Origin of the sequence: Pseudohaemophilus parahaemolyticus, from assembly GCF_938021905.1 — a bacterium.
Lineage (GTDB): Bacteria > Pseudomonadota > Gammaproteobacteria > Enterobacterales > Pasteurellaceae > Haemophilus_A > Haemophilus_A parahaemolyticus_B.
In genome coordinates this window covers 1-20,928 of sequence record NZ_CALIFA010000012.1, presented here as the reverse complement: position 1 = coordinate 20,928, position 20,928 = coordinate 1, and the positions used below count along the sequence as shown (strand labels likewise).

The following is a 20,928-nucleotide window of genomic DNA, read 5'->3' as shown; positions in this document are numbered from 1 at the left end:
ATCCGTTTCAATTTTTCGAGCGAGATCGCAAAAATAAAATTTTTTCTTACGAAAACTACAGTTTTATGCTCTGATAGATGTCTTGGGGTAAGAAGTAATTCTTATCTTCGCTACGGTAGTAAGCTACACCATTAACCAGTAAAATACTGTCTCGCTTTGGTTTTTTCACCTCTATACTGTGTAAACTGTATAACACTACATAAACTAACTCCATTTGTTCGTTGTCGGTAAGTTTGGACTTTTTGTAGAGTTCGACTAGCCGTTGAGAACAATGCTTTTTAAGTTGTTTAGTCTTAATTTGCTGAATCAGTTTACGGTCAATTTCAAGCTCTCGGTGATATTCCAATTTCAAGTGGTTGATAAAACCTGTTATTGCCGCCGTTTGCCCTGACTTTTCCACAAGATACTGGTTTAGTTGCTCTTGTGTTGGATAGTCCGTGATATTGTTAGCGCTAATTAAGTCTATCGCAGGTTGTAAGGCTAATCGCACTGATTTAAGTGAAGTTTTCCCCTCATCACATCGCCGTTGCAATTTCTGATAATAGCTTGCAATACAAGGCACGGACTCTTTAAGTTTGTTAAAGAGGGCTTGTATGCGTTCTAGTTCAGCTAAATCGTCTTTTAAGGCTTCATCTATAACGATTTGGCGAGTATCAAGCAACCAACGCAATACCGTTAAATTTGCACGCAAGCCGTTTGGTTTAAAGTGCGTAACTAACTCTGCATAATCAGGGATTTTCTGCCAAATATCATCGCAATCAATGAAGAAACGCATAAAATCCGAGCCTTTATGCAAAGCAACGCTGATACCGCATTTTCGCATATACCAAAAAATGAATTTCTTGTAGGCGGTTTTTACTGCCTTATTGCGAAAAATATGCACATTTAAGCGAATCATATTGAATAATAGGGTTCGTCTTGCACAATCAGAGCAAACCTTGCCGTAACCTGATGGCATTTCGCCTTTGCATTTCGGGCAAGTAGAGAGAAGTTTTTCATTACATTTCTTGCATAACCGCTTTTCTTCATTGTGAATTTTGCGATAACGACGACAGTTCTTGCAAGTGCCAAAGGTATATTTACGGTAGCAAGACAAACATACCGATTCATTTGTAACAGGTGAACGGTATCTATCGCGTGTCATTTTACCACATTCTGAACATTCTTTTTCTTCACGGAAGTAGCGAACGCACGCATTACATACTGCTCCGTAAGGGCTTATCATACCGACTTCAAAAGTACCTGCCGTCTTGCCACAACGCACGCAATCCGTCGTTCTTTCGCACTCAAGGCAAAGTTCGCTGCTGCGGTGAATACGTTTAAGTTGTCCGCACCCTTTGCATACTTTCTTTTTAAACCATTGGGCGTAGCAATTCGCGCAATAGTATTCCTCTTGGAATTTGCGTTTTACTGGACTTTTGCCACAAATAGAGCAGCTATTTTGAGAGCGAATGTGAGTAATGTTCATACTGCGATTTGTAACTGTCGTTTTAGTCGTTCCCATTGACGGTTTAGACTTAAAACAGAACTATTTTTTGAACTACGCAGAGAGGCTTTGCGTGTTACTGTTTTGCCTTTTAAAGCGTGTTTAAAGAATGTTTCAAGCTCGATTGGGTATGTTTCAAAAGCAAAGGCTTTTTGTGTGATACCACTTTGTTTTATTGCCTGAATAAGCGTTTCACGTGGCATTTGAAGTATTTTAACCGCATTAACGATTAAATGCTTGCGTTCTTCAACTGGAAGCACTTCAAAAGCAAGTGCGGTTTTCGTTTGGCATAATGCCGTTTGAGAAATACCGAGTTGCTCAACAAATCTTGCTATTGCGTGAGAGGTTTTTACCATAGCAGCACGACGAATAAGATTGATAAAGTAGCGTAATATCGCAAAGTAAGCTTGGGCGTTTACTTGTTGCTGAAAATAATATCCTGAATCAGTTTTAAATACTTCATCAAGTAACATCAAGGCTTCTTTTTCCACTTTGGTAAGTTTTTCACCTGCTACGGATAAACGCTTACCGCAGTGATGGCAATGGTTAAGCTGTCGTTTATCCGCTGAAAGCAAATGCGGTTGATAAGGTTCGCCACAATGAGGGCATTTTGTTTCAAGCAATGCGCGATGTTTCAAACAGCCAAAATGCCACGCTAAACGCCATTCATTACGCAAATAAGGGGTTTCTTCTAAACAATAAGCACAATACGGTTGACCGCTACGATATGAGCGATTTCGAGAACTTCGCGGAAGTACCCATTTGGCTTGACCTTTTAACAACGTCTGTTCACCATTAATCGGTTTTAAGACTGAATAAAGCGAATGACAAGTTAAATCAATCTGTCTATTCAAGGATAATTCCGTTATATCTGCATAAATCTGCGGTGCTATCGGCTCGAATCCTCTGTCTAAATCAAGCGTCCATAAACGCCACTTATCCCAATAAAAGCCAGTAAAAATGATAGGCTCCGTGCCACAATCTAATGCTGCACGAATAAGCCATGAACTAATACTTTCGTTTGGGTAAAGTGATGTTCGGATAACACCTGATTTTACCCGATAATTTTTCGGAAGCCCTGTGTTGGTTGTACCCATGCGTTATGCTCAATAATATCTAAAGTGATTTGCTCTGTACCTGTGTTGATGGCTTCAACAGCACAAGCGGTTAATAAGCGATGTACATTCCCTAAATTACCACCTGAAATCGTATGGATTCGGGTTGCTAATTCAGGCGATTGAAGGTTAGAACACTTCTTCAAAGGCAAAATACCTTGAAACTGGAATAATAGTTTTTGAAATTCCTTATCCAGCTTCCATGTTGGTAACTCGGCAACATCAAAACGGCTCGCGTGTTGAGGGTCGGTATGTAGTACCCGAATGGCATCACGCGTACCTACACCCACAATCGGGATTTGCAACTCGTTACACAACATCTTAATCGCATTCATTACCTGCCGTTGCTGTCGTGGTGTACCAACCAATAAGGAATGGAACTCGTCAATAATCAGCATTTTTACTTTGAACTCGCGGAATAAATGAATTGTTTGATAACGCAATTTAGCGATACTATCCGTTGCCCGATAGGGAATGTAAAAACGCTCCAATAATGAAATATAAAGCTCCTTTTCATTCGCACTAGGTGGGGCTTCCGCTAAGATAATAGGACAATTACCATCAGCCTTTGAATCGACAAAAGGTGTTCCATGTAAATTATAAAAATGGCGTATTAACGTGGTTTTTCCATTATTCGAATCCCCAACGACTAATAAATTTAACATACGAGGGCGTTTGGGTTTATGCATCAAAGAAACCAAATTATCAATAATCTTATTCGCAACGGCATAACCTACCCAACGTGGTTCATCTAAAAATTCAATTCGCTCTTGATTACTTGCCGTTACTAAATGACGAAATTTTTCGTGAATATGCTCATATTGCTTTTCCATTATTCAATCTCTCCAAACGTGAAATCATCATCTAAAAGCAAGTTAGAAGTAGGTTGTTTAATTTGCTCTTTTGGTTTGCTTTCGGGTAATGCTGTTGGAATAACCACTTTACTTTTCGCATGGACTTTCTGCCGTTGAGCTTGTCGCCGTGCTTTTTTCGTACGTTGTGCCGATTGTTCAACCAAATCACGCATTTCAGTTAAAGCATCGTGAATTTGCTGTGAGTGAATAAGTTTTTCATCTTTATCTTTCAAAAACTGGCGAACTTGCTTATATTCCCAAATACTCATATCAGGTAAAGATTGGTCTGCAAATGGAATAGGAAAATAACGCTTCAATTTCGGATCGTAGAACCAAATTTTTCCGATATTTCGTGGGTCACGACGGAATAAAAATTCCTTACTTTTGCCTTTTTCATCTGAATCGTTGATATACATATTCAACGCAGTATCATAGTAACGTAAGCCATCAATGGTTACACCATTATGCTGAATAGTTCGTTTCTCACTTGGCAAGAAATCAAGTAGTAACGTTTGTTCATCAGCTGGCATTTGATGATAACCACTACCAGCATTGTTGTTATCACCAAAAATGCCTAATCGCCATTTTTGAACTGGCGACATACCTAACGCAGAATGAGTGCGTTTGTGATACACATTGACGATGTAATTGATTAACCACTTTTCAAATTCATCTAAAGTCATCACCGCTTCGGCTTCTGATTGATAAGTATCTTTCTCTTTTATATTAGAGAACGTTGTTCCACTTAAACCGTGAACTTCTTTCATAAAAGTACCGATTACACGCTCAATGTGTCCACCAAATTCAGGGCGACCAACAGGGCGGAATTCAAGTGTAATACCGTGCATTTGACAAGACTTCGATAAATCCAATGAACGGAAATCTGCACCATTATCAACGTGGATCTTATTGGGATAACCAAATACCGACCATTCACCTTTTACATTATGGTCGAGGAGCAAACGTTCTTTCGGCAAAATACTACGAGCGATACACATTGCAACCGATGTTACTGATGGTGCATCAAGCGAGAGATAGTACCCTGTAATCATTCGGCTATACACGTCCATTGCCAATGTTAAATAAGGTCTGCCAATCGGTTTGCGATATTGGTTATCAACAATAATCAGATCGACAGGTGTATGGTCAATTTGAATAACCCTTAAAGGGTGATCCGCATTCGGGAAACTATTTGGCTTCGGTGTAAATTTATTCTTCGCTTTTTCCTTTTGCCCGCGTTTACGCAATTTTTCTTCTTCTGAAATACTTGAAATACGCAAAGTAATTGTACGGTGGCAAGGGCTTTTAATACCTTTTTGACTTGCCACACGTTGCACTTCACGAATGGTTTGCTCGACTGTCGGACGCTGTTTATGTAAGTAAAACTCGTTAATCACGTTCGTTACCAACTCATCTTGCTCTTTAGTTAAGCGTGAATTACCTTTCGCCCAACCGCGTTTACGTTCGACTAATCCTGCGATAGAGCCTAGTGAGTTATACGCGTTTAACCAACGATATAAACTGCGTTCGCTTACGCCTAATTCCGCTGCACGATCCTTAATTGGTTGCTTTCTTTCCAATAACGGCTTAATCATTTCATAGCGTTCAAGTGCTTTTTCCCAGTATTCATCACTGATTTCGCTTAAATCGACCGATAAATCTTCACGCTCGTTGATTTTCACGTTTTCAAGCTGATAAATGCTGGTAATTTTGCATTGGCGTGTATGAAGGTTTCGGATCAGGACCTGTGCATTTTCATTAAGATATTCCACCAGCTCGCATTGCTCGCCGTCCTCACGGTTTATATAGACACTACCTTTCTTTAAAATAATGCGTCCACGCGTTAATTTTGCGTGATGGCGTGGGTGAATGAAGTTAGCTGAATTAGTCATAAAACCCCCATACTTCGGTAAATTCGGTGATTGGCTCAAACCAGTTGCAGGTTAATTGTTTATTCACCAATAAATGATAGATGATACGAAGTCCTTGTCCGCGATAAAGCGAGTCGCCAAAGAAACGCGCCAGTAGGTAATCAATGTTCGTTATCCCCATTAACTCCACTTGAGAAAGTACCGCTTGAATATCTTCGGGGTCACATTGCAGCCGTTTGTAGCGTTGTAGGAAATGAATGTTGAGAAAAGCATTATGGTAAATTTTATCTTCATCGTAGATATGAAAGACACAATCATTTTGTTTGGCGAATGTTATTGCCGCTTTCCATTTTTCTTTCCACTCTTTCCAATGTGCTTGCCATTGTGATTTCGGTTTGACTTCGACTAAAAGTGAGCGTCGTCCGTCTTTGAAACGAATCAGGTAATCGGGTGTGTAAGGATAAGTCATACCGTTTTTTACAAACAGTATGCGTGCAGGTTGTGCAATAATTTCCTCTACCGATGGTAGGTAAGTGAAATAAAGCAAAAAATCTCGTTCAAGAGTAGATTCGTAAGGTATGCTTATTCCCTCTCTGAAAGGAAGAAATCCTGATACGCTAAAGCGTGTGGGTTTGATCTTACGAACTTGTTTAAAAGTTTGTTCTGTTTTCATAAATAATTTGACTGCTATTGGTATGTTTTAGAATAAATTGAAAGCTATTTGCATGGTTTTTGCCTTTAAATAGTATTTTTAAATAGTAAAAAAATAGGCTAACACCTTATTTTACCGTTCTAAGTTTTGCCTATTATGCCACTTATTTGTACGTTTTACAGGGGAACGATCCCAAAACCTGGCGAAATATCGCTCGCCCATAATGGCGTTTTATTCTTGGATGAGCTTCCAGAGTTTGAGCGTAAAGTGTTAGATGCACTACGCCAGCCGTTGGAATCAGGCGAAATTATTATTTCGCGTGCTAATGCCAAGGTGCAATTTCCCGCTCGTTTTCAGCTAATTGCTGCGATGAATCCAAGCCCAACAGGACATTATCAAGGTACGCATAACCGTACTTCACCACAGCAGGTTATCCGTTATTTGAATCGTTTATCAGGCCCATTTTTAGACCGCTTCGACCTCTCAATTGAAGTCCCTCTTTTACCGCAAGGGGCGTTGCAAAGTGGCAATGAGAATCGAGGGGAGGCAACGGCACAAGTGCGAGAACGTGTGTTAAAGGCAAGGGAAATTCAGTTTAAGCGTGCAGGGAAAATCAATTCTCAGCTCAATACTCGTGAGATCGAACGAGATTGTGCATTATCGCGACAAGATGCGTTGTTTTTAGAAAGTGCTTTAACAAAGCTAGGCTTATCGGTGAGGGCTTACCACCGTATTTTAAAAGTTTCCCGAACTATTGCTGATTTAGCTAGCGAAGAACAAATTAAACAAGTACATTTAGCGGAAGCTCTGGGTTACCGAGCAATGGATAGGTTGTTGCAACGGTTGCATGGAGAGGTTTCGTAGAGAAGTTTTATAACGTATAAACGCCGTATTACTTTATAGAATTTTAAGGATTATTTACATATTTAAATTGTTCAACTAATTCCTTAACAAACCCTAATGAATTTTCATCATGGCTATTATGCCCAGCATTAGCAATCAATATATACGATAGCTGGTTTTCTATCGCAATTTGACGGAATTTTTGATCTTTTTCACCAATAAAGAATGTAATATTTTTTTCACTCGTTTTGAGTAAATCTGAATAATCTTGCTGCTTGGCAAGACTTGTACTTTCTAGCATTTGAGCAATGTTCTTGCCTGAATTATGCTGGCGTTGCTCAATTAAAATTGACCGCTTGCAAGCGTCCAGATGAGCGAAAACAGGCTGTTGATACCAATCGTTTAATACTTGCGTGATCAGCTCTGTGCGGAAACGATTTGCCCAATGTTGATCGTTTTGCCAGCGGGCTTTGCATTCCGCTTCGGTTTTTAAGCCGATGTTTGTACCTTCTAAAATCGTGCCGAGTAAATGTGGATTTTTGACGTGAAAGGTGTAATCCAAGGCAACGCGTCCGCCCAGTGAATAGCCGACAAGAAAGAAGGGGGTATTGCCTAATAATGTCATCAAAGTTTGGTGGAGTTGAGCTCTAAGATCGACAAAATCTTGGCAGGCGATATTTTCACTCTTACCGTGAAAAGGGAGATCAATAGTAAGTGGTCGAAATTGTGGGAAATTTTGCAAAAGAGTAAGCACACCTTGCCAATCCCTTTGCGAACCGAGTAAGCCATGTAAAAAAACAACGGGCACTGCTTGCCCGTCGTTTCTGTTTGAATGCCAAGTGCTTGCTAACATTAGGCAATTTCCGCTTGTGAAATTTGTTTGATGAGCGATTTGTACAAATTGCTTCCATCTTGGTCATTCACTTTGATTTCAACTAAAGTCACACCACGGCGGTTATAGGCTAATTTAAGCTTCGCTTTCAAGTCTGCCCAAGTGAACGGGCGGATATACTCAATACCGAACATCGTGGCGATTTGTCCAAATTCGAGGTTGTGCGACAAGCGGTAGAATTGCGGTTTCGCTTTGCTATCTACAGGTAACATATCGAAAATTGCTCCACCACTGTTATTGATAACAAACAATAAGGTCGGTTGGTTAATTTGTGAAAGTAAGGCAATCGAGTTTAAATCGTGTAAGGCAGAAATATCACCAATCACGCCTACGGTTGTTTGTTCGCTTGCTTTGGCGATCCCCGCAAAAGTAGCAATTAAGCCATCAATGCCACTCGCTCCACGGTTGGTGTAAACGGGGTAGCCTTCAGGTAATTTGCAGAGGGCATCAACTAAACGTACAAACAAGCTGTTGCCTAAGAAGAGATTACCTTTTGGCACAAGCACATCTTGCAAATTATGGGCGAATGAAGCTTCGTTTAAACCGCCACCGATCTGTTTTTCAATGAAATCGGTACAAAATTGCGACAACGCCAGCGGTTCTAATCGCCACGGTTTTTGACGAAGTGGCGGATGCACACGCAAGAAATGATGAGCTTTCGCGACAAAACGTGTTTGGTGATGCGAGAATGGATTAATGTTGTTTTGATATTCATCCACTTGCCAGAACTCGCCTTTGAAGGCTTCAAGGAATTGATTCACGCGTTTACTGATCACACGAGAACCGAACTGGATCACAATGTCCGCTTGCAATAAAAGTTCGTGCACAGTTTTGTTGGAAAGCCAAATATCTGCGTAAGGTAGGCTAGCATCCACGCAAGATTGAATATCGGTAATCAAGCACCAACCGAGCGTTTCCGCCCAAGTTTTAATCCCGATGCCTTGCTCAACAGGCAATTGCCCGACCACGATTACTCCACGTTTGGTTCGCCAGTAATCCCAGTTAGCGTGCATTGATACTTCCGCTTGGATCTGTTGATGATCGAGCCATTTTACTTGTGGATTATTCAACCAGCTTTGAATTGGATTAAGCCACGCATTGTTCGCGATCGCTGTTTCATCTGCTTCATACAACGGCTCTGCAAATGGGGCATTGATATGAATAACGCCACCTTCTTGCTGCTGTTTAACGCAGGCGTTTTCCACCGTTGAAACCAGCCAAGTGGCGGAATAACTTTCAGTTGCCTTTGGCAAATTGATGCTTGCAATCGGATAATTTGCAAAAATACCTTGCTGTTCAATCGCTTGGTTTACGCCACAGCCGATAAATTCGGTTGGGCGATCTGCGGTAATCACGATCAATTTTTGATGGGTTAAGCTTGCTTCAATAATCGCAGGATAAAGGTTTGCGATCGCTGTGCCAGAGGTCACGATCACGGCGACAGGTTCTTTGGTTGCTTTGGTAATGCCTAACGCAAAAAAGCCCAAACCGCGCTCGTCAAAATGGCTGTGGCATTGTGCGAGTTTTTCTTGTTGTAGTTGCAATGCTTCCAATGTAAGCGGGGTGGAACGTGAACCTGGAGCGATACAAAAATGTTTCACGCCGTAGCGGTTCACGGCATTTAAAATCACTTTTGCCCAAGAACGGTTAAACGTGCTGGTGTTCATTCTTTTTCTCTATTTCAAATTTATGGCCATAAATGGGGACAATTGTAACAAAAAATCAACGACTTTGGGGGTAAATTCTTTATTTTCGCTACAAGCGGTAAAATTCGATTGGCGTTTTACAAAAATGGCGGGAAAAGTTAAGATAACAGCGTTTTTAACTTCATATTAAAGAGAATAAAAAATGAGCAAACCTATTGTATTTAGTGGGATTCAGCCATCGGGCGAATTAACCATCGGTAACTACCTCGGCGCATTACGCAATTTCGTGAAAATGCAAGATGATCACGAATGCTTTTTCTGTATCGTGGATTTACACGCAATCACCGTGCGTCAAGATCCAGAAGCCTTACGTAAAGCCTCTTTAGATGTACTTGCCCTTTATTTAGCAAGCGGGATTGACCCAAACAAAAGCACTATTTTCATTCAATCGCACGTTCCAGAGCATACGCAACTGGCGTGGGTATTAAACTGTTACACTTATTTTGGTGAAATGAGCCGAATGACCCAATTCAAAGATAAATCAGCCCGCTATGAAGAAAATGTGAACGTAGGTTTATTTACCTACCCCGTGTTAATGGCGGCGGATATTCTGCTTTACCAAGCTAACCACGTGCCAGTAGGCGATGACCAAAAACAGCACCTTGAAATTACGCGCGATATTGCCAACCGCTTCAATGCGTTATATGGCAAAAAAGATGCAGAAGGCAACGTGATTGAACCTGTATTTGCTGTGCCTGAAGTGTTTATTCCGAAAGCGGGTGCACGTGTAATGTCTCTATTAGAGCCAACTAAAAAAATGTCAAAATCAGATGACAACCGCAACAACGTGATTACACTTTTAGAAGATCCGAAATCGGTGGAGAAAAAAATCAAACGTGCAATGACCGATGGTGATGAACCACCTGTGGTAAAATACGATCAGAAAAATAAAGCGGGTGTATCTAACTTATTGGATATTTTGTCTGCAGTAACAGGCAAAACAATTGCCGAATTAGAAGCAGAATTTGAAGGCAAAATGTACGGACACTTAAAAACAGAAGTTGCAACGCAAGTGTCCGAATTGCTTAAAGGTTTGCAAGAACGCTATAACCTTTTCCGTCAAGATGAAGCATTACTTGAAAAAATCTATCGTGAAGGGGCAGAAAAAGCTCGTGCCCATGCGAAGAAAACACTTGATGAAGTGTATAAATTAGTGGGTTTTGTTCAGTAATTTTAATGCCCCACGCTCAATAGTATGGGGCATTTTTTATCTTTTTAACCACGCCTTCACAAACTCCGCCATTTCATCCACATCATTGATATTCAATCGATTTTCCCGCTCAATCGGGTAATCGGTGGCGGTGGCAATGGTCCATTCATCCAGTTCGGGTAACGGTTTATCCAGATCTTTTCGATGAAGCTGGATTTTCGGCAAGGCTTCGTGTTTGAAGCCTTCGACCAACACCAAATCAACATCTTTGAAATTGGCAAGAATTTGATGAAAATCGACCGCTTGATCGGGCGTTTCGGTCATCAATGCCCAGCGTTCATCACAGGCAATCGCGGTGGGATTCGCTCCTGCTAAACGCAAGCGATGACTATCTTTGCCCGGTTTATCGACATCAATATTGTGATGCGAATGCTTGATTAAACCGACTTTGAGATTGCAAGCGGTCAATTTTGGAATTAGTTTTTCCAACAGCATGGTTTTGCCCGTGCCGCTGTAGCCTGTGATGGCAAGCACGGCGGGTTTTGTGCGAGGCATTTCAGCCGTAGCTAATTCGGCTAATGTATTGAAATTTCGAAATGCGTTTTTTTGCTCGGAAAAATCGACCGCAACGCTTTTTTGTTGTCGGAAGAATTGATATAAGCGGCGTTCGCCCGTTTGTAGATAATCATTTAGCGCTTTGGCGACATTACGATGGATTAACGCAAAAGTGGGGTGCGCCCGCTCGCCATCGTGGGCGTAGGCAATCTCGGCTTGGTTAATTTGCAACGCTGTAAGCAGTTTTTTAAGCAGATTTTCAGGCAAAAATGGAGAATCACAAGGCACGAATAGCAGATAATCGCTTTCAATCTGATGAAAGCCTGTAAGCATTCCACTCAGTGCCCCTTGGAAATTGGGCATTTCGTCTTGGTAAAAAGGCAAGTGAGGGAAAAACTGCTGATATTCCGCCTGTGAGCGGTTGATATTTAAATAAACTTTTCCATTTACTGCTGATAATTGTGGGCTAAGACGTTGCAAAATATGTGCAATAAGTGGAAGATTTTGTAGCTTTTGCAAGCCTTTTTCTATGCTATTCATTCGGCGAGCCAAACCGCCTGCGAGAATTACAGCGTGAATTTGAGGTGAAGTTTTTTCTGTCATAAATAAGGGCTTTTCTTTGCAAAAAGAGTGCTAAAAGTATATGATCCGAGCCAATTTTCAACAAGATTTTTTAAGGATTTTCCAATGAAATGCAAACGTTTAGAAGAATTATTAGAGCTATTGGGCTATCATTGGCGTAAAAACCCTGATTTACATTTGCTGGATATTTTGCAGCAACTCTCGGTAGAGGTGGGCGAACCTGATAACTACCCTGCATTACGTGATGAGGTGTTGATTTATCAGTTAAAAATGCGTAATGCCGACAAACACGAGCCAATCCCAGGTTTAAAAAAAGATTACGAAGATGATTTTAAAACTGCACTTTTACGTGCACGTGGAATTTTGAAAGACTAATGTGTTCTAATAGAAACCATATTTTTTAAAGGAAATTAAAATGAAAAAAATGTTATTAAAGACTACATTCGTTGCACTTTCTGCTTTTTTCGCAGTAAATTCGACCGCTTTGGCGTCAAATCCTGTGGAAGGTAAAGAGTACAATATCGTTCGCCAAGCACCATCAGCTCAAAAAGAGGTGCTGGAATTTTTCTCTTTCTACTGCCCGCATTGCTATGATTTTGAATTGAACTACAAAATCCCTTCACAAATTAAAGCAAACTTGCCTGAAGGCACAAAATTGGTGCAATATCATGTGAATTTCTTAGGTCGACAATCTGAAAACTTAACTCGTGCGTGGGCGTTTGCAATGGCTCAAGGCGTGGAAGATAAAGTAAAAACAGCGTTGTTTGAAGGAGCACAAAAAGATGCGTTTAAATCAATGGACGACATCAAGGCGGTATTCGTGGCAAATGGCGTAAGTGCGGAAGATTTCGACAACGGCATTAACAGCTTTGCGGTCAATGGTTTGGTAAACAAACAAGTTCAGGCTGCGGAAGAGTTCAAAGTTCGTGGTGTGCCAGCTTTCTTCGTAAACGAGCAGTATGAAATCAATTTAAGTGGTTTCTCAGATTCCACCTCAACTAACGATTTCATCAAACGCTATGTAGATGCGGTAACGTTTTTAATTAAAAAATAACTTTTCAATGATTTTACAGGGGCTTTTGCCCCTTTTTTGTATGTAGGATGCAATGACAGAATACGAAAAAATGCTAGCAGGCTTGGCCCATCAGCCTTATTCCGATGAATTAAGAACAATGCGACTTGCCGCAAAAGAAATTCTATTTGACTATCAACAGCTTCGCCCAAGTGAAAGCCAAGCAAAAAATGCCTTACTTCAAAAGCTTTTCGGGCAAGCGGACTCAACAACTAAACTAATCGCCCCGTTTTATGTGGATTACGGCAAAAATATCTACGTAGGTAAAAATTTCTTTGCCAATTTTCATTGCACGATGCTCGATAGCGGTGGGATTTTTATCGGTAATAATGTGCTGTTCGCTCCAAATGTAAGCCTTTATACCGTAGGACATCCGCTTGATGCGGAGCTTCGTAACGCAGAATGGGAACAAGCGAAACCGATTCATATTAGCAATAATGTGTGGTTAGGCGGAAATGTGGTAGTATTGCCAGGTGTAACCATCGGCGATAATGTGGTCGTTGGAGCAGGTTCTGTTGTCACCAAAGATTTGCCCACCAACAGCCTTGCATTAGGCAATCCGTGCCATGTGGTGCGTGAAATCACCGAGCAAGATAAGCAAACGTATTTAGCCACTTATTTCAAGGAATAATCTCAAGAAATAGGCATATTTAAGGAATCAGAGATGAAGTTTTCTCCCGCTTTTTTAATTGCAACTTTTGGTATTAATTTAACCGCTTTCGCGCAAGCAGACGTGAGCCAGCCAAAGGAAAATGCCCCCAAAATCGCTCAGCCAAGAAATGATTTAACCGAACGTTTTCAAGTGGTTCAACCAAAACCCAAAACTCAGCTAGCTACAGAACAAACAGAAACATCAGACACGGTGTTGATGACAAAAGAAGAATTAGCTCAGCACCCTGATTTAATCGTGCGAGGCTTAATTCCAGCAGTGTTGCAAAACAACGAACAAGCGGTCGAATTATTATTACCGATGTACCAAAACTTGCCAAAGAAAGATCCTTTCTTGCGTGAGTGGGCAGAAGCGATTTCTGCTAAAGCACAAGGCAATTTTAGCCTTGCGGTAGAACGCTACCGCTCGCTCTTTGCACAAAAATCAGATATTCCTGCTTTGCGTTATCAGCTCGCTCAAGCCCTCTTTTTAAATAACAATAATGAGGCAGCAAAAGACCAATTCCAGAAATTGCGTGCGGAAAATTTATCGCCTGATTCAGTCTCTATTATCGACCAATATTTGACTGCTTTAAATAAACGTGATCAGTGGAAATTTAGCGGTGGAATGAGCTTCCTTAACGAGACGAATATCAACAATGCACCTAAAGCGGGCACGAGAGTAGGCGGTTGGGAAGCATGGAAAAAAGAGAGTGCACAGGGCTTTTCTTACTACTTTAATACGGAGAAAAAATGGTCGTTGCCAAATCAATTTTTCACCAAAATAGCGTTGGATGCTTCGGGGAAATATTATTGGGATAACAAAAAATATAACGAGCTTAATGTGCGGACAGGTGTTGGCTTAGGCTATCAAACCGCACGTTTTGAAATTGCTCTTACCCCATTTACCGAGAAACGTTGGTATGCGGGTGGTTCATCGGGCAGTAAATCGCTTAAACAATATTCAAAAAACTCAGGTGTGCAGCTTGAAAGCAGTTACTGGCTGAATGAAAAATGGCAACTTTCAAATGTATTGGAATATGGTGAACAACGCTACGACTGGCGTAAGCACCTAAACGGCAACAACTATTTGTGGTCAAACACACTCTTATATGTGCCAAAAAGCGGGCAATATTGGTTTGCAGGTTTGGATTACAATCGTGAAAATACGCGCGATAAAGATAACGCTTACCAACGCACCAGTACACGTTTAGGCTGGGGGCAAGAGTGGGGATGGGGAATTTCTAGCCGTATCTCACTTTCTTATGCGAAGCGAACTTATCAGGCACATCCTGCTCCAGATTTAATCGGCAAAATACAAAAAAATGATGAATATTCTTCTGCTTTAACGCTCTGGCATCGTGACTTGCATTTCTTTGGCGTGACACCAAAAGTGACGTGGCAATATCAGAAAGTAAGCAGTAACCACCCATTTTATAGCTACGATAAAAATCGGGTTTATTTTGAGATGAGTAAAACATTTTAAACTGTGATATGCTTAATCTTGTTGTAAATAACATTTCTCTTAGTGTTGGAGGGCAGCTTATCTCCGCCTGATAAATCTTGGAAAATTCAGGGTGGGGATAGCTCTCTACATAGGATTAACGTAAAGATAAAAATAAAATGAAAACACTACCCGAAATTAAATCTGTTTCTGTCATTGCAAAAACCGCAATTTTCGAAGTGCAATCGGTTGATTTACGTTTTTCTAATGGTGAGGAACGCACCTATGAACGCCTTACGCCACAACGCCGTTCTTCAGTGATGGTTTTGCCAATTCACGAGGGTAATTTAATTTTTGTACGGGAATATGCAGTGGGTTCTGAGCGTTATGAACTTACCTTTCCGAAAGGAATTATAGATGCGGGTGAAGAACCGATTGAAAGTGCTAATCGTGAGTTACAAGAAGAGATTGGTTTTGGTGCACGTAAAATAGAGCCGTTACGGAGTTTATACAGCGGCCCGAGTCATATGTTTGGCTTAATGCACGTTTTTGTGGCAGAAGATCTTTATCCATCCAAACTTGAGGGCGATGAACCTGAACCGCTTGAGCTGGTTCACTATCCGTTGGCAAAAATCGATGAATTACTTGCCTCCCCTGATTTTGCCGAAGCCAGAAATTTATCCGCCCTCTTTTTATTAAAAGCATATTTAAATAAGAATACGGAAAAATAGAGAAAAAAGGACGGAACTATGCAAACACTTAATCAATCCTTGCTGGATAAAATCGTAAAAATCGCCCAAGATGCAGGCGAACATCTCAAAGATTTTTATGCGAAATCGGTGGAGGTGCATATTAAATTGGACAAAACGCCTGTCACCGAGGCGGATCTTTTTTTGAGCCAATTTATCACGGAACAGTTAAAACAGCTTACGCCAGATGTGCCCGTACTTTCAGAAGAAAATTGCGATATTGCCTTTGAAGAGCGTCAAAAATGGGACGAATATTGGATTATCGATCCACTGGATGGCACGCAACAATTTATCAATCGTACTGATCAATTTGCGGTGATAATAGCCCTCATTCAAAAACAAGGGCAGAAAAATCGTCCAGTGCTTGGCGTAATTCACGCCCCTATTATTGAAAAAACCTATTTCGCAATGCAGCATTTTGGTAGCCATTTGCAAGAAAATGGCGAAATTAGACCGCTTCACGGCTTGAAACAAGCTGACCACCGCGATCACAATCTGCATATTGCGATTGGTTTTGTTCATCCCGATCATATCGAAGACAATCTTAAGCCGCCTTATCAAGCCACTTTTATGGAATATGGCTCAAGCAGTTTAAAATCAGGTTTAGTGGCAGAGGGAATTACTGATTGTTATATCCGTTTTGGCGATACGGGCGAGTGGGATACCGCAGCATCAGAAATTTTACTCAGCGAAGTGGGCGGCGAAATTTTCGATTTAGACTTTAATCTGCTCACTTATAACGAGCGAAAGACACTAATCAACCCTTATTTTATTATGGTGCGAGATAAGCAACGTGAGTGGCAAAATATCTTTCAGTTTAATAAGTCTTAGCAATTAGCAAAATTAGCAAAAATGTTGCATTATCGTTAAAATTTATAAAAACCTTATTAGGAATAAAAATGAACGTAGAAAATTGTTGTATTGTGATTTTTGGGGCTTCTGGCGATTTAACTTTCAGAAAATTGATCCCTGCTCTTTATAACTTACACAAAGTGGGCAGACTCAGTGAGCGTTTTTCTGTGCTTGGCGTGGCACGTACTGAACTCAGCAACGAACAATTCCGCGACAAAATGCGTGATGCGTTAATTAAATTTGAGAACGCAAGCGGTGAAACTTTAGATGAATTTTGCCATCACCTTTACTATCAAGCAGTAAATACTTCCGATGCATTAGATTATGTGAAACTCTTGCCTCGTCTTGACGATTTACATGACAAATATGGCAGTGCAGGCAACACGCTTTACTACCTTTCAACCCCACCAAGTTTATATGGCGTTATCCCAGAATGCTTGGCAGCACACGGCTTAACCACCGAAGAGTTCGGCTGGAAACGCATTATTGTGGAAAAACCATTCGGCTATGATATTCAAACCGCAAAAGCGTTGGACGTTCAAATTCACCGCTTCTTTGAAGAGCATCAAATCTACCGTATCGACCACTATTTAGGCAAAGAAACTGTGCAAAACTTGCTTGTGTTACGCTTCTCAAACGGTTTATTTGAACCACTTTGGAACCGCAATTACATTGATTATGTGGAAATCACAGGGGCAGAATCAATTGGTGTGGAAGAACGTGGCGGCTATTACGATGGCTCAGGTGCGATGCGTGATATGTTCCAAAACCACTTATTACAAGTGCTTGCCATGGTTGCAATGGAGCCACCAGCAATTATCAACGCGGATGCAATGCGTGATGAAGTGGCAAAAGTGCTTTACTGCTTACACCCGCTTTCTAACGAAGATTTGAAAAATAACCTCGTACTCGGGCAATACACCGCCGCAGAAATCGATGGTGAAATGGCGAAAGGTTATTTAGAAGAGAAAGGCGTACCAGAAGATTCCAATACAGAAACCTTTATGGCATTAAAATGTGAAATCGATAACTGGCGCTGGGCGGGTGTACCTTTTTATGTTCGCACAGGCAAACGATTACCAACTCGCGTAACGGAAGTGGTTATCCATTTCAAAACTACACCGCATCCAGTATTTAGCCAAAATGCACCAGAAAATAAATTGATTATTCGCGTGCAACCTGACGAAGGTATCTCAATGCGTTTCGGTTTGAAAAAACCAGGTGCAGGCTTTGAAGCAAAAGAAGTGTCAATGGACTTCCGTTATGCTGATTTAGCTTCTCCAAGTCTTCTCACTGCCTACGAACGTTTATTGTTAGACGCAATGAAAGGCGATGCCACCCTATTTGCCCGCACTGATGCGGTGCACGCTTGTTGGAAATTTGTGCAGCCTATTCTGGATTATAAAGCCCAAAATGGTCGAGTGTATGAATATGAAGCAGGCACTTGGGGGCCAAAAGAAGCAGATAAACTGATCGCCAAACACGGCAGAGTGTGGCGTAAGCCTTCTGGAGTAATGAAGAAGAAAGTGTAATGAATTTTCCCCTCGCCCCTTATGGGAGAGAGGATATGATAGAGAACCTAAAATGAAAAAAGTTATCTTTCCTACCGCTCAACAAGCGGTCGAAAAAATCGCTCAGGAATTGAAAGTGTATAGCGAACAAAATCGCCCTATGCATATCTCTCTTTCTGGCGGTTCAACTCCAAAATTATTATTTAAAACCTTAGCTCAAGCTCCGTTTGCCAATGAGATTCAATGGCAAAATCTCCATTTCTGGTGGGGGGACGATCGTATGGTTCCACCACAAGATCCTGAAAGCAATTATGGCGAAGTACAAAAACTGCTCTTCGATCACATCCAAATTCCTGCTGAGAATATTCACCGCATTCGTGGTGAAGAAAATGTCGAACAAGAATTGGTAAGATTTTCACAAGAATTGACCGCTTGCGTGCCAGATTTAGCCTTCGATTGGATTATTCTTGGAATGGGAAACGACGGACACACCGCATCGCTTTTCCCACATCAAACCAACTTTGATAATCCCAATGTTGCGGTGATTGCCAAACACCCTGAAACAGGGCAAATTCGCATTTCTAAAACAGCAAAACTCATTGAACAAGCCAAACGCATTACCTACTTAGTAACGGGCGAAAGCAAAGCGGATATTTTAAAAGAAATCCAAACCACTCTTGCTGAAAATCTACCTTATCCCGCCGCAAAAATTAAAGCAAAAAATGGGGTGACGGAATGGTACTTGGATAAAACGGCAGCTAAATTGCTATAACAAGTTGAGTATCAAATATCACAGGCTTGCAAAATGATAGACTACAAAGTGAATGAACCAATTTCAGTTAAACAATTTATTGAATTGTTAAATAAAACAACGCTCGGGGCACGCCGTCCGTTAGAGGATGAAAAACGCGTCGCGGCAATGTTGCATCATGCGGATTTATTAGTCACCGCTTGGGATGGTGAACGATTAGTGGGTGTGGCGCGTTCCGTGACGGATTTTGCCTACTGCTGTTATTTATCTGATTTAGCGGTTGATGAGCAATATCAAAAACAAGGTATCGGCTTGCAGTTAATTGAACACACTAAACAAGCCTTACATACACAAGCCAAAATTGTGCTTTTATCTGCTCCACAAGCAGTAGATTATTATCCGCATATTGGATTTACTCAACATATGAGTGCATGGACGAAGAGTTAATTTATTAGAATGATATGGAGACAAAAATGAAAAAACTGTTTGTACTACTTACTTCAACGTTGTTATTTGCTTGTTCATCTGGTCCATCTTTAGATCAGTTAGCGACACAAATGCCAAAAGATAATCGCTCAGTAATGCTTCAAGTTCCAGAAGCAGGAAACCCAGTTTCAAATGGAATGCTTGTAGCAACGATTAGAACCGCAGGTGGTACTTCAGGAAAACGACTCGTATCTCTTTTAGCTACAGATAATTTACACATTGGAATTGCAGGGAACAGTCAATCTGTGAATAAAGCAGTTGCTATGTATGGACTAAATAATGCAGAAAAGGTCGGCAAGGATGTATCTTTATACCTTGTTGGAGATAGTCAAAGTGATAAAGCAGATCTAGAAAAAGCCGCAAAAGCGAAAAATGTCGAAATGCATTACATTATGCAAAAATAAGAGATAGATACATCAGATGCGGAGTGACTTAATGTTGAATTTAGATAATAAAAAATTTGTTGCTGTTGAAAATACCGCAAATGGTGAGGTCAGTAGCCAAACAGAATTTCATTACCATCAACAAGGTAAAATGATTTGGGCAGAATATGGTGGCGGTGAAATTTTAAAAGGCTTTTTAATTGGAAAATGGATTGACGATACTCAAATTGAATTTACGTATCAACATTTAAATCAATCTCTAGAAAATCGTTTGGGGCGTTGCTGTACAACATTTTCTTTAGAAGAAAGTAAACTCATCGGTCATGAAAAATGGCAGTGGCTAGACACGTTAGAGCAAGGCAGCTCTTTAATTAGAGAAATTTAAAAGAAGTTTTGCTATAGAATATCAGAAGCAAGGTATCATCTTGCAGTTGATTGAACACACTACACAAACCTTACATCCACAAGCCAAAATCGTGCTTTTATCGGCTCCGCAAGCGGTGGATTATTATCCGCATATTGGATTTACACAACACATGAGTGCGTGGACGAAGAGTTAAAAAACGCTTGGAAAAGTGACCGTACTTTTGTGTAGCAAGAAGAAGGATGACTGATAGCGCAGACTTCATAGCGTGCACCATCATAGGGAGAAAGCAATGACTACAATTAATAAAGACTATGAGTTTTTAGGAAGAATATTTACTGAGTTTTTCAAACAAAAACATATTATCAGTAGATTAAATGAAATTGATGAACATAATGTATATGGTTGGGAGATTTGGCTTCAGGTTGAATTACTTTTATTTTTTCGTAAAAATGCAGAACAACTTGATATAGCAGAGGTTTATAGGGAAGAGCCTTGTTTAATGGATCGTAGAAAAGGTGCCTCAATAAAGTGTTCTATAGATTTTATTATTCGACAAAAAAGAGCTCATAGTTTTATTCCTGTTGAAATTAAACAGTGTTTTTATGCTCCACGTTGTCTTAACCAAATGGTTAGAGACATCGAAAAGTATTCTAAAATTAGAGTCCGTGATTTACCTACAGATAGAGCAATTTGGTGTCTTGGCGTGCATCAAGAGCCAATAAATCAGAAAGAATTTGATAAGAAATTAGAGGATTATTCACCAAAGATTTCTTGTCAGCCAATTAAAAATACAAATTATATGTTTACATTATTTTAAATATAGTGGAGTCACACCTTAGATAGCGCGCGTCTCCTGACGCGTGCTGATAACTTGCTAAATTTGTAAGGCACGCGTCGGGAGACGCGCGCCAGCATAAACAAAAAACAATTGAAAAAACGACCGCACTTTTTGCGTGTAG

General features: G+C 40.6%; 21 protein-coding genes and 2 pseudogenes. 15 read left to right on the top strand and 8 right to left on the bottom strand.

Translation table 11 applies throughout. The annotated features are described in order from the left end of the window. Positions 1-55: 55 nt before the first annotated feature. From QMF79_RS00690 to QMF79_RS00670, 5 genes are read right to left on the bottom strand one after another with little or no spacing between them, the layout of a single operon-like run. On the bottom strand, positions 56-1,504 hold the full coding sequence (locus QMF79_RS00690) for a hypothetical protein (RefSeq protein WP_281772361.1): 1,449 nt from the start codon (positions 1,502-1,504) through the stop codon (positions 56-58). Beyond that, positions 1,465-2,583: a TniQ family protein gene (locus QMF79_RS00685; protein ID WP_281772360.1), complete on the bottom strand. Its 1,119-nt coding sequence runs from the start codon at positions 2,581-2,583 to the stop codon at positions 1,465-1,467. Before QMF79_RS00685 ends, QMF79_RS00690 begins: the two co-directional genes overlap by 40 nt. Next, the gene (locus QMF79_RS00680) at positions 2,541-3,434 is read right to left on the bottom strand and encodes a TniB family NTP-binding protein (protein WP_215771022.1); all 894 of its coding nucleotides are present in this window, start codon (positions 3,432-3,434) and stop codon (positions 2,541-2,543) included. The genes QMF79_RS00685 and QMF79_RS00680 overlap by 43 nt, the downstream gene beginning before the upstream one ends. Then, the gene (locus tag QMF79_RS00675) at positions 3,434-5,347 is read right to left on the bottom strand and encodes a Mu transposase C-terminal domain-containing protein (protein ID WP_281772359.1); all 1,914 of its coding nucleotides are present in this window, start codon (positions 5,345-5,347) and stop codon (positions 3,434-3,436) included. Before QMF79_RS00675 ends, QMF79_RS00680 begins: the two co-directional genes overlap by 1 nt. Beyond that, the gene (locus tag QMF79_RS00670; RefSeq protein ID WP_281772358.1) at positions 5,340-5,999 is read right to left on the bottom strand and encodes a TnsA endonuclease N-terminal domain-containing protein; all 660 of its coding nucleotides are present in this window, start codon (positions 5,997-5,999) and stop codon (positions 5,340-5,342) included. Before QMF79_RS00670 ends, QMF79_RS00675 begins: the two co-directional genes overlap by 8 nt. Before the next feature lie 162 nt (positions 6,000-6,161). On the opposite strand from QMF79_RS00670, the pseudogene QMF79_RS00665 reads away from it, so the two are divergent. Beyond that, a pseudogene (locus QMF79_RS00665) lies at positions 6,162-6,842 on the top strand (ATP-binding protein); the annotation flags it as partial. Positions 6,843-6,885: 43 nt separating this feature from the next. On the opposite strand, the gene menH reads toward QMF79_RS00665, so the two are convergent. Then, on the bottom strand, positions 6,886-7,674 hold the full coding sequence (gene menH, locus QMF79_RS00660) for a 2-succinyl-6-hydroxy-2,4-cyclohexadiene-1-carboxylate synthase (protein WP_281772357.1): 789 nt from the start codon (positions 7,672-7,674) through the stop codon (positions 6,886-6,888). Continuing rightward, complete coding sequence (gene menD / locus QMF79_RS00655; RefSeq protein ID WP_281772356.1) at positions 7,674-9,380, bottom strand: 2-succinyl-5-enolpyruvyl-6-hydroxy-3-cyclohexene-1-carboxylic-acid synthase; 1,707 nt, start codon at positions 9,378-9,380, stop codon at positions 7,674-7,676. Before menD ends, menH begins: the two co-directional genes overlap by 1 nt. Positions 9,381-9,561: 181 nt before the next feature. Between menD and trpS the strand changes: the two genes are divergently transcribed. Further along, on the top strand, positions 9,562-10,590 hold the full coding sequence (gene trpS, locus QMF79_RS00650) for a tryptophan--tRNA ligase (protein WP_281772355.1): 1,029 nt from the start codon (positions 9,562-9,564) through the stop codon (positions 10,588-10,590). 36 nt (positions 10,591-10,626) lie between these two features. Here the strand turns inward: trpS and mobA are convergent, their stop codons facing one another. Beyond that, positions 10,627-11,727, bottom strand: a complete 1,101-nt coding sequence (gene mobA / locus QMF79_RS00645) for a molybdenum cofactor guanylyltransferase MobA (RefSeq protein ID WP_281772354.1) — start codon at positions 11,725-11,727, stop codon at positions 10,627-10,629. 84 nt (positions 11,728-11,811) lie between these two features. On the opposite strand from mobA, the gene QMF79_RS00640 reads away from it, so the two are divergent. From QMF79_RS00640 to QMF79_RS00580, 13 genes and pseudogenes are all read left to right on the top strand, one after another. Further along, positions 11,812-12,081, top strand: a complete 270-nt coding sequence (locus QMF79_RS00640) for a YihD family protein (protein ID WP_281772353.1) — start codon at positions 11,812-11,814, stop codon at positions 12,079-12,081. Positions 12,082-12,121: 40 nt separating this feature from the next. Further along, a complete protein-coding gene (gene dsbA / locus QMF79_RS00635) occupies positions 12,122-12,760 on the top strand; it encodes a thiol:disulfide interchange protein DsbA (RefSeq protein ID WP_281772352.1) in 639 nt (212 codons plus the stop codon). A gap of 52 nt (positions 12,761-12,812) precedes the next feature. Further along, positions 12,813-13,409 carry a sugar O-acetyltransferase gene (locus QMF79_RS00630; RefSeq protein ID WP_281772351.1) on the top strand — a complete coding sequence of 199 codons (597 nt, stop codon included), beginning with the start codon at positions 12,813-12,815 and terminating at the stop codon, positions 13,407-13,409. Between the two features lie 33 nt (positions 13,410-13,442). Further along, positions 13,443-14,912, top strand: coding sequence for a surface lipoprotein assembly modifier (locus QMF79_RS00625; protein WP_281772350.1), 1,470 nt, complete (start codon positions 13,443-13,445; stop codon positions 14,910-14,912). A 137-nt stretch (positions 14,913-15,049) separates the two neighbouring features. Continuing rightward, positions 15,050-15,601, top strand: coding sequence for an ADP compounds hydrolase NudE (gene nudE / locus QMF79_RS00620; RefSeq protein WP_281772349.1), 552 nt, complete (start codon positions 15,050-15,052; stop codon positions 15,599-15,601). Between the two features lie 18 nt (positions 15,602-15,619). Beyond that, complete coding sequence (gene cysQ, locus QMF79_RS00615) at positions 15,620-16,450, top strand: 3'(2'),5'-bisphosphate nucleotidase CysQ (RefSeq protein WP_281772348.1); 831 nt, start codon at positions 15,620-15,622, stop codon at positions 16,448-16,450. 68 nt (positions 16,451-16,518) lie between these two features. After that, positions 16,519-18,003 (top strand): glucose-6-phosphate dehydrogenase, encoded by a 1,485-nt coding sequence (gene zwf, locus QMF79_RS00610; RefSeq protein ID WP_281772347.1) that lies wholly within the window; start codon positions 16,519-16,521, stop codon positions 18,001-18,003. A gap of 52 nt (positions 18,004-18,055) precedes the next feature. Beyond that, entirely contained in the window at positions 18,056-18,754 is a 699-nt protein-coding gene (pgl, locus tag QMF79_RS00605; RefSeq protein ID WP_281772346.1) for a 6-phosphogluconolactonase, read from the top strand. A gap of 33 nt (positions 18,755-18,787) precedes the next feature. Continuing rightward, entirely contained in the window at positions 18,788-19,180 is a 393-nt protein-coding gene (locus QMF79_RS00600) for a GNAT family N-acetyltransferase (RefSeq protein WP_049369900.1), read from the top strand. A 26-nt stretch (positions 19,181-19,206) separates the two neighbouring features. Beyond that, positions 19,207-19,623, top strand: a complete 417-nt coding sequence (locus QMF79_RS00595; protein ID WP_065420070.1) for a hypothetical protein — start codon at positions 19,207-19,209, stop codon at positions 19,621-19,623. A 31-nt stretch (positions 19,624-19,654) separates the two neighbouring features. After that, positions 19,655-19,987 (top strand): n-acetylglutamate synthase, encoded by a 333-nt coding sequence (locus QMF79_RS00590; protein WP_197547291.1) that lies wholly within the window; start codon positions 19,655-19,657, stop codon positions 19,985-19,987. Positions 19,988-20,003: 16 nt separating this feature from the next. Continuing rightward, a pseudogene (locus tag QMF79_RS00585) lies at positions 20,004-20,162 on the top strand (GNAT family N-acetyltransferase); the annotation flags it as partial. Positions 20,163-20,258: 96 nt separating this feature from the next. Continuing rightward, entirely contained in the window at positions 20,259-20,786 is a 528-nt protein-coding gene (locus QMF79_RS00580; RefSeq protein ID WP_111279437.1) for a hypothetical protein, read from the top strand. Positions 20,787-20,928: the final 142 nt, after the last annotated feature.

Excerpts from the sequence above, each read along its gene's own strand:
- QMF79_RS00580 (WP_111279437.1), top strand. The coding sequence starts at position 20,259 with ATGACTACAATTAATAAAGACTATGAGTTTTTAGGAAGAATATTTACT.
- QMF79_RS00675 (WP_281772359.1), bottom strand. The coding sequence starts at position 5,347 with ATGACTAATTCAGCTAACTTCATTCACCCACGCCATCACGCAAAATTA.
- mobA (WP_281772354.1), bottom strand. The coding sequence starts at position 11,727 with ATGACAGAAAAAACTTCACCTCAAATTCACGCTGTAATTCTCGCAGGC.
- QMF79_RS00590 (WP_197547291.1), top strand. The coding sequence starts at position 19,655 with ATGTTGAATTTAGATAATAAAAAATTTGTTGCTGTTGAAAATACCGCA.
- QMF79_RS00640 (WP_281772353.1), top strand. The coding sequence starts at position 11,812 with ATGAAATGCAAACGTTTAGAAGAATTATTAGAGCTATTGGGCTATCAT.
- menD (WP_281772356.1), bottom strand. The coding sequence starts at position 9,380 with ATGAACACCAGCACGTTTAACCGTTCTTGGGCAAAAGTGATTTTAAAT.
- dsbA (WP_281772352.1), top strand. The coding sequence starts at position 12,122 with ATGAAAAAAATGTTATTAAAGACTACATTCGTTGCACTTTCTGCTTTT.
- QMF79_RS00690 (WP_281772361.1), bottom strand. The coding sequence starts at position 1,504 with ATGGGAACGACTAAAACGACAGTTACAAATCGCAGTATGAACATTACT.
- QMF79_RS00670 (WP_281772358.1), bottom strand. The coding sequence starts at position 5,999 with ATGAAAACAGAACAAACTTTTAAACAAGTTCGTAAGATCAAACCCACA.
- menH (WP_281772357.1), bottom strand. The coding sequence starts at position 7,674 with ATGTTAGCAAGCACTTGGCATTCAAACAGAAACGACGGGCAAGCAGTG.
- trpS (WP_281772355.1), top strand. The coding sequence starts at position 9,562 with ATGAGCAAACCTATTGTATTTAGTGGGATTCAGCCATCGGGCGAATTA.
- QMF79_RS00630 (WP_281772351.1), top strand. The coding sequence starts at position 12,813 with ATGACAGAATACGAAAAAATGCTAGCAGGCTTGGCCCATCAGCCTTAT.
- QMF79_RS00685 (WP_281772360.1), bottom strand. The coding sequence starts at position 2,583 with ATGGGTACAACCAACACAGGGCTTCCGAAAAATTATCGGGTAAAATCA.
- pgl (WP_281772346.1), top strand. The coding sequence starts at position 18,056 with ATGAAAAAAGTTATCTTTCCTACCGCTCAACAAGCGGTCGAAAAAATC.
- QMF79_RS00680 (WP_215771022.1), bottom strand. The coding sequence starts at position 3,434 with ATGGAAAAGCAATATGAGCATATTCACGAAAAATTTCGTCATTTAGTA.
- QMF79_RS00600 (WP_049369900.1), top strand. The coding sequence starts at position 18,788 with ATGATAGACTACAAAGTGAATGAACCAATTTCAGTTAAACAATTTATT.
- cysQ (WP_281772348.1), top strand. The coding sequence starts at position 15,620 with ATGCAAACACTTAATCAATCCTTGCTGGATAAAATCGTAAAAATCGCC.
- QMF79_RS00595 (WP_065420070.1), top strand. The coding sequence starts at position 19,207 with ATGAAAAAACTGTTTGTACTACTTACTTCAACGTTGTTATTTGCTTGT.
- nudE (WP_281772349.1), top strand. The coding sequence starts at position 15,050 with ATGAAAACACTACCCGAAATTAAATCTGTTTCTGTCATTGCAAAAACC.
- QMF79_RS00625 (WP_281772350.1), top strand. The coding sequence starts at position 13,443 with ATGAAGTTTTCTCCCGCTTTTTTAATTGCAACTTTTGGTATTAATTTA.
- zwf (WP_281772347.1), top strand. The coding sequence starts at position 16,519 with ATGAACGTAGAAAATTGTTGTATTGTGATTTTTGGGGCTTCTGGCGAT.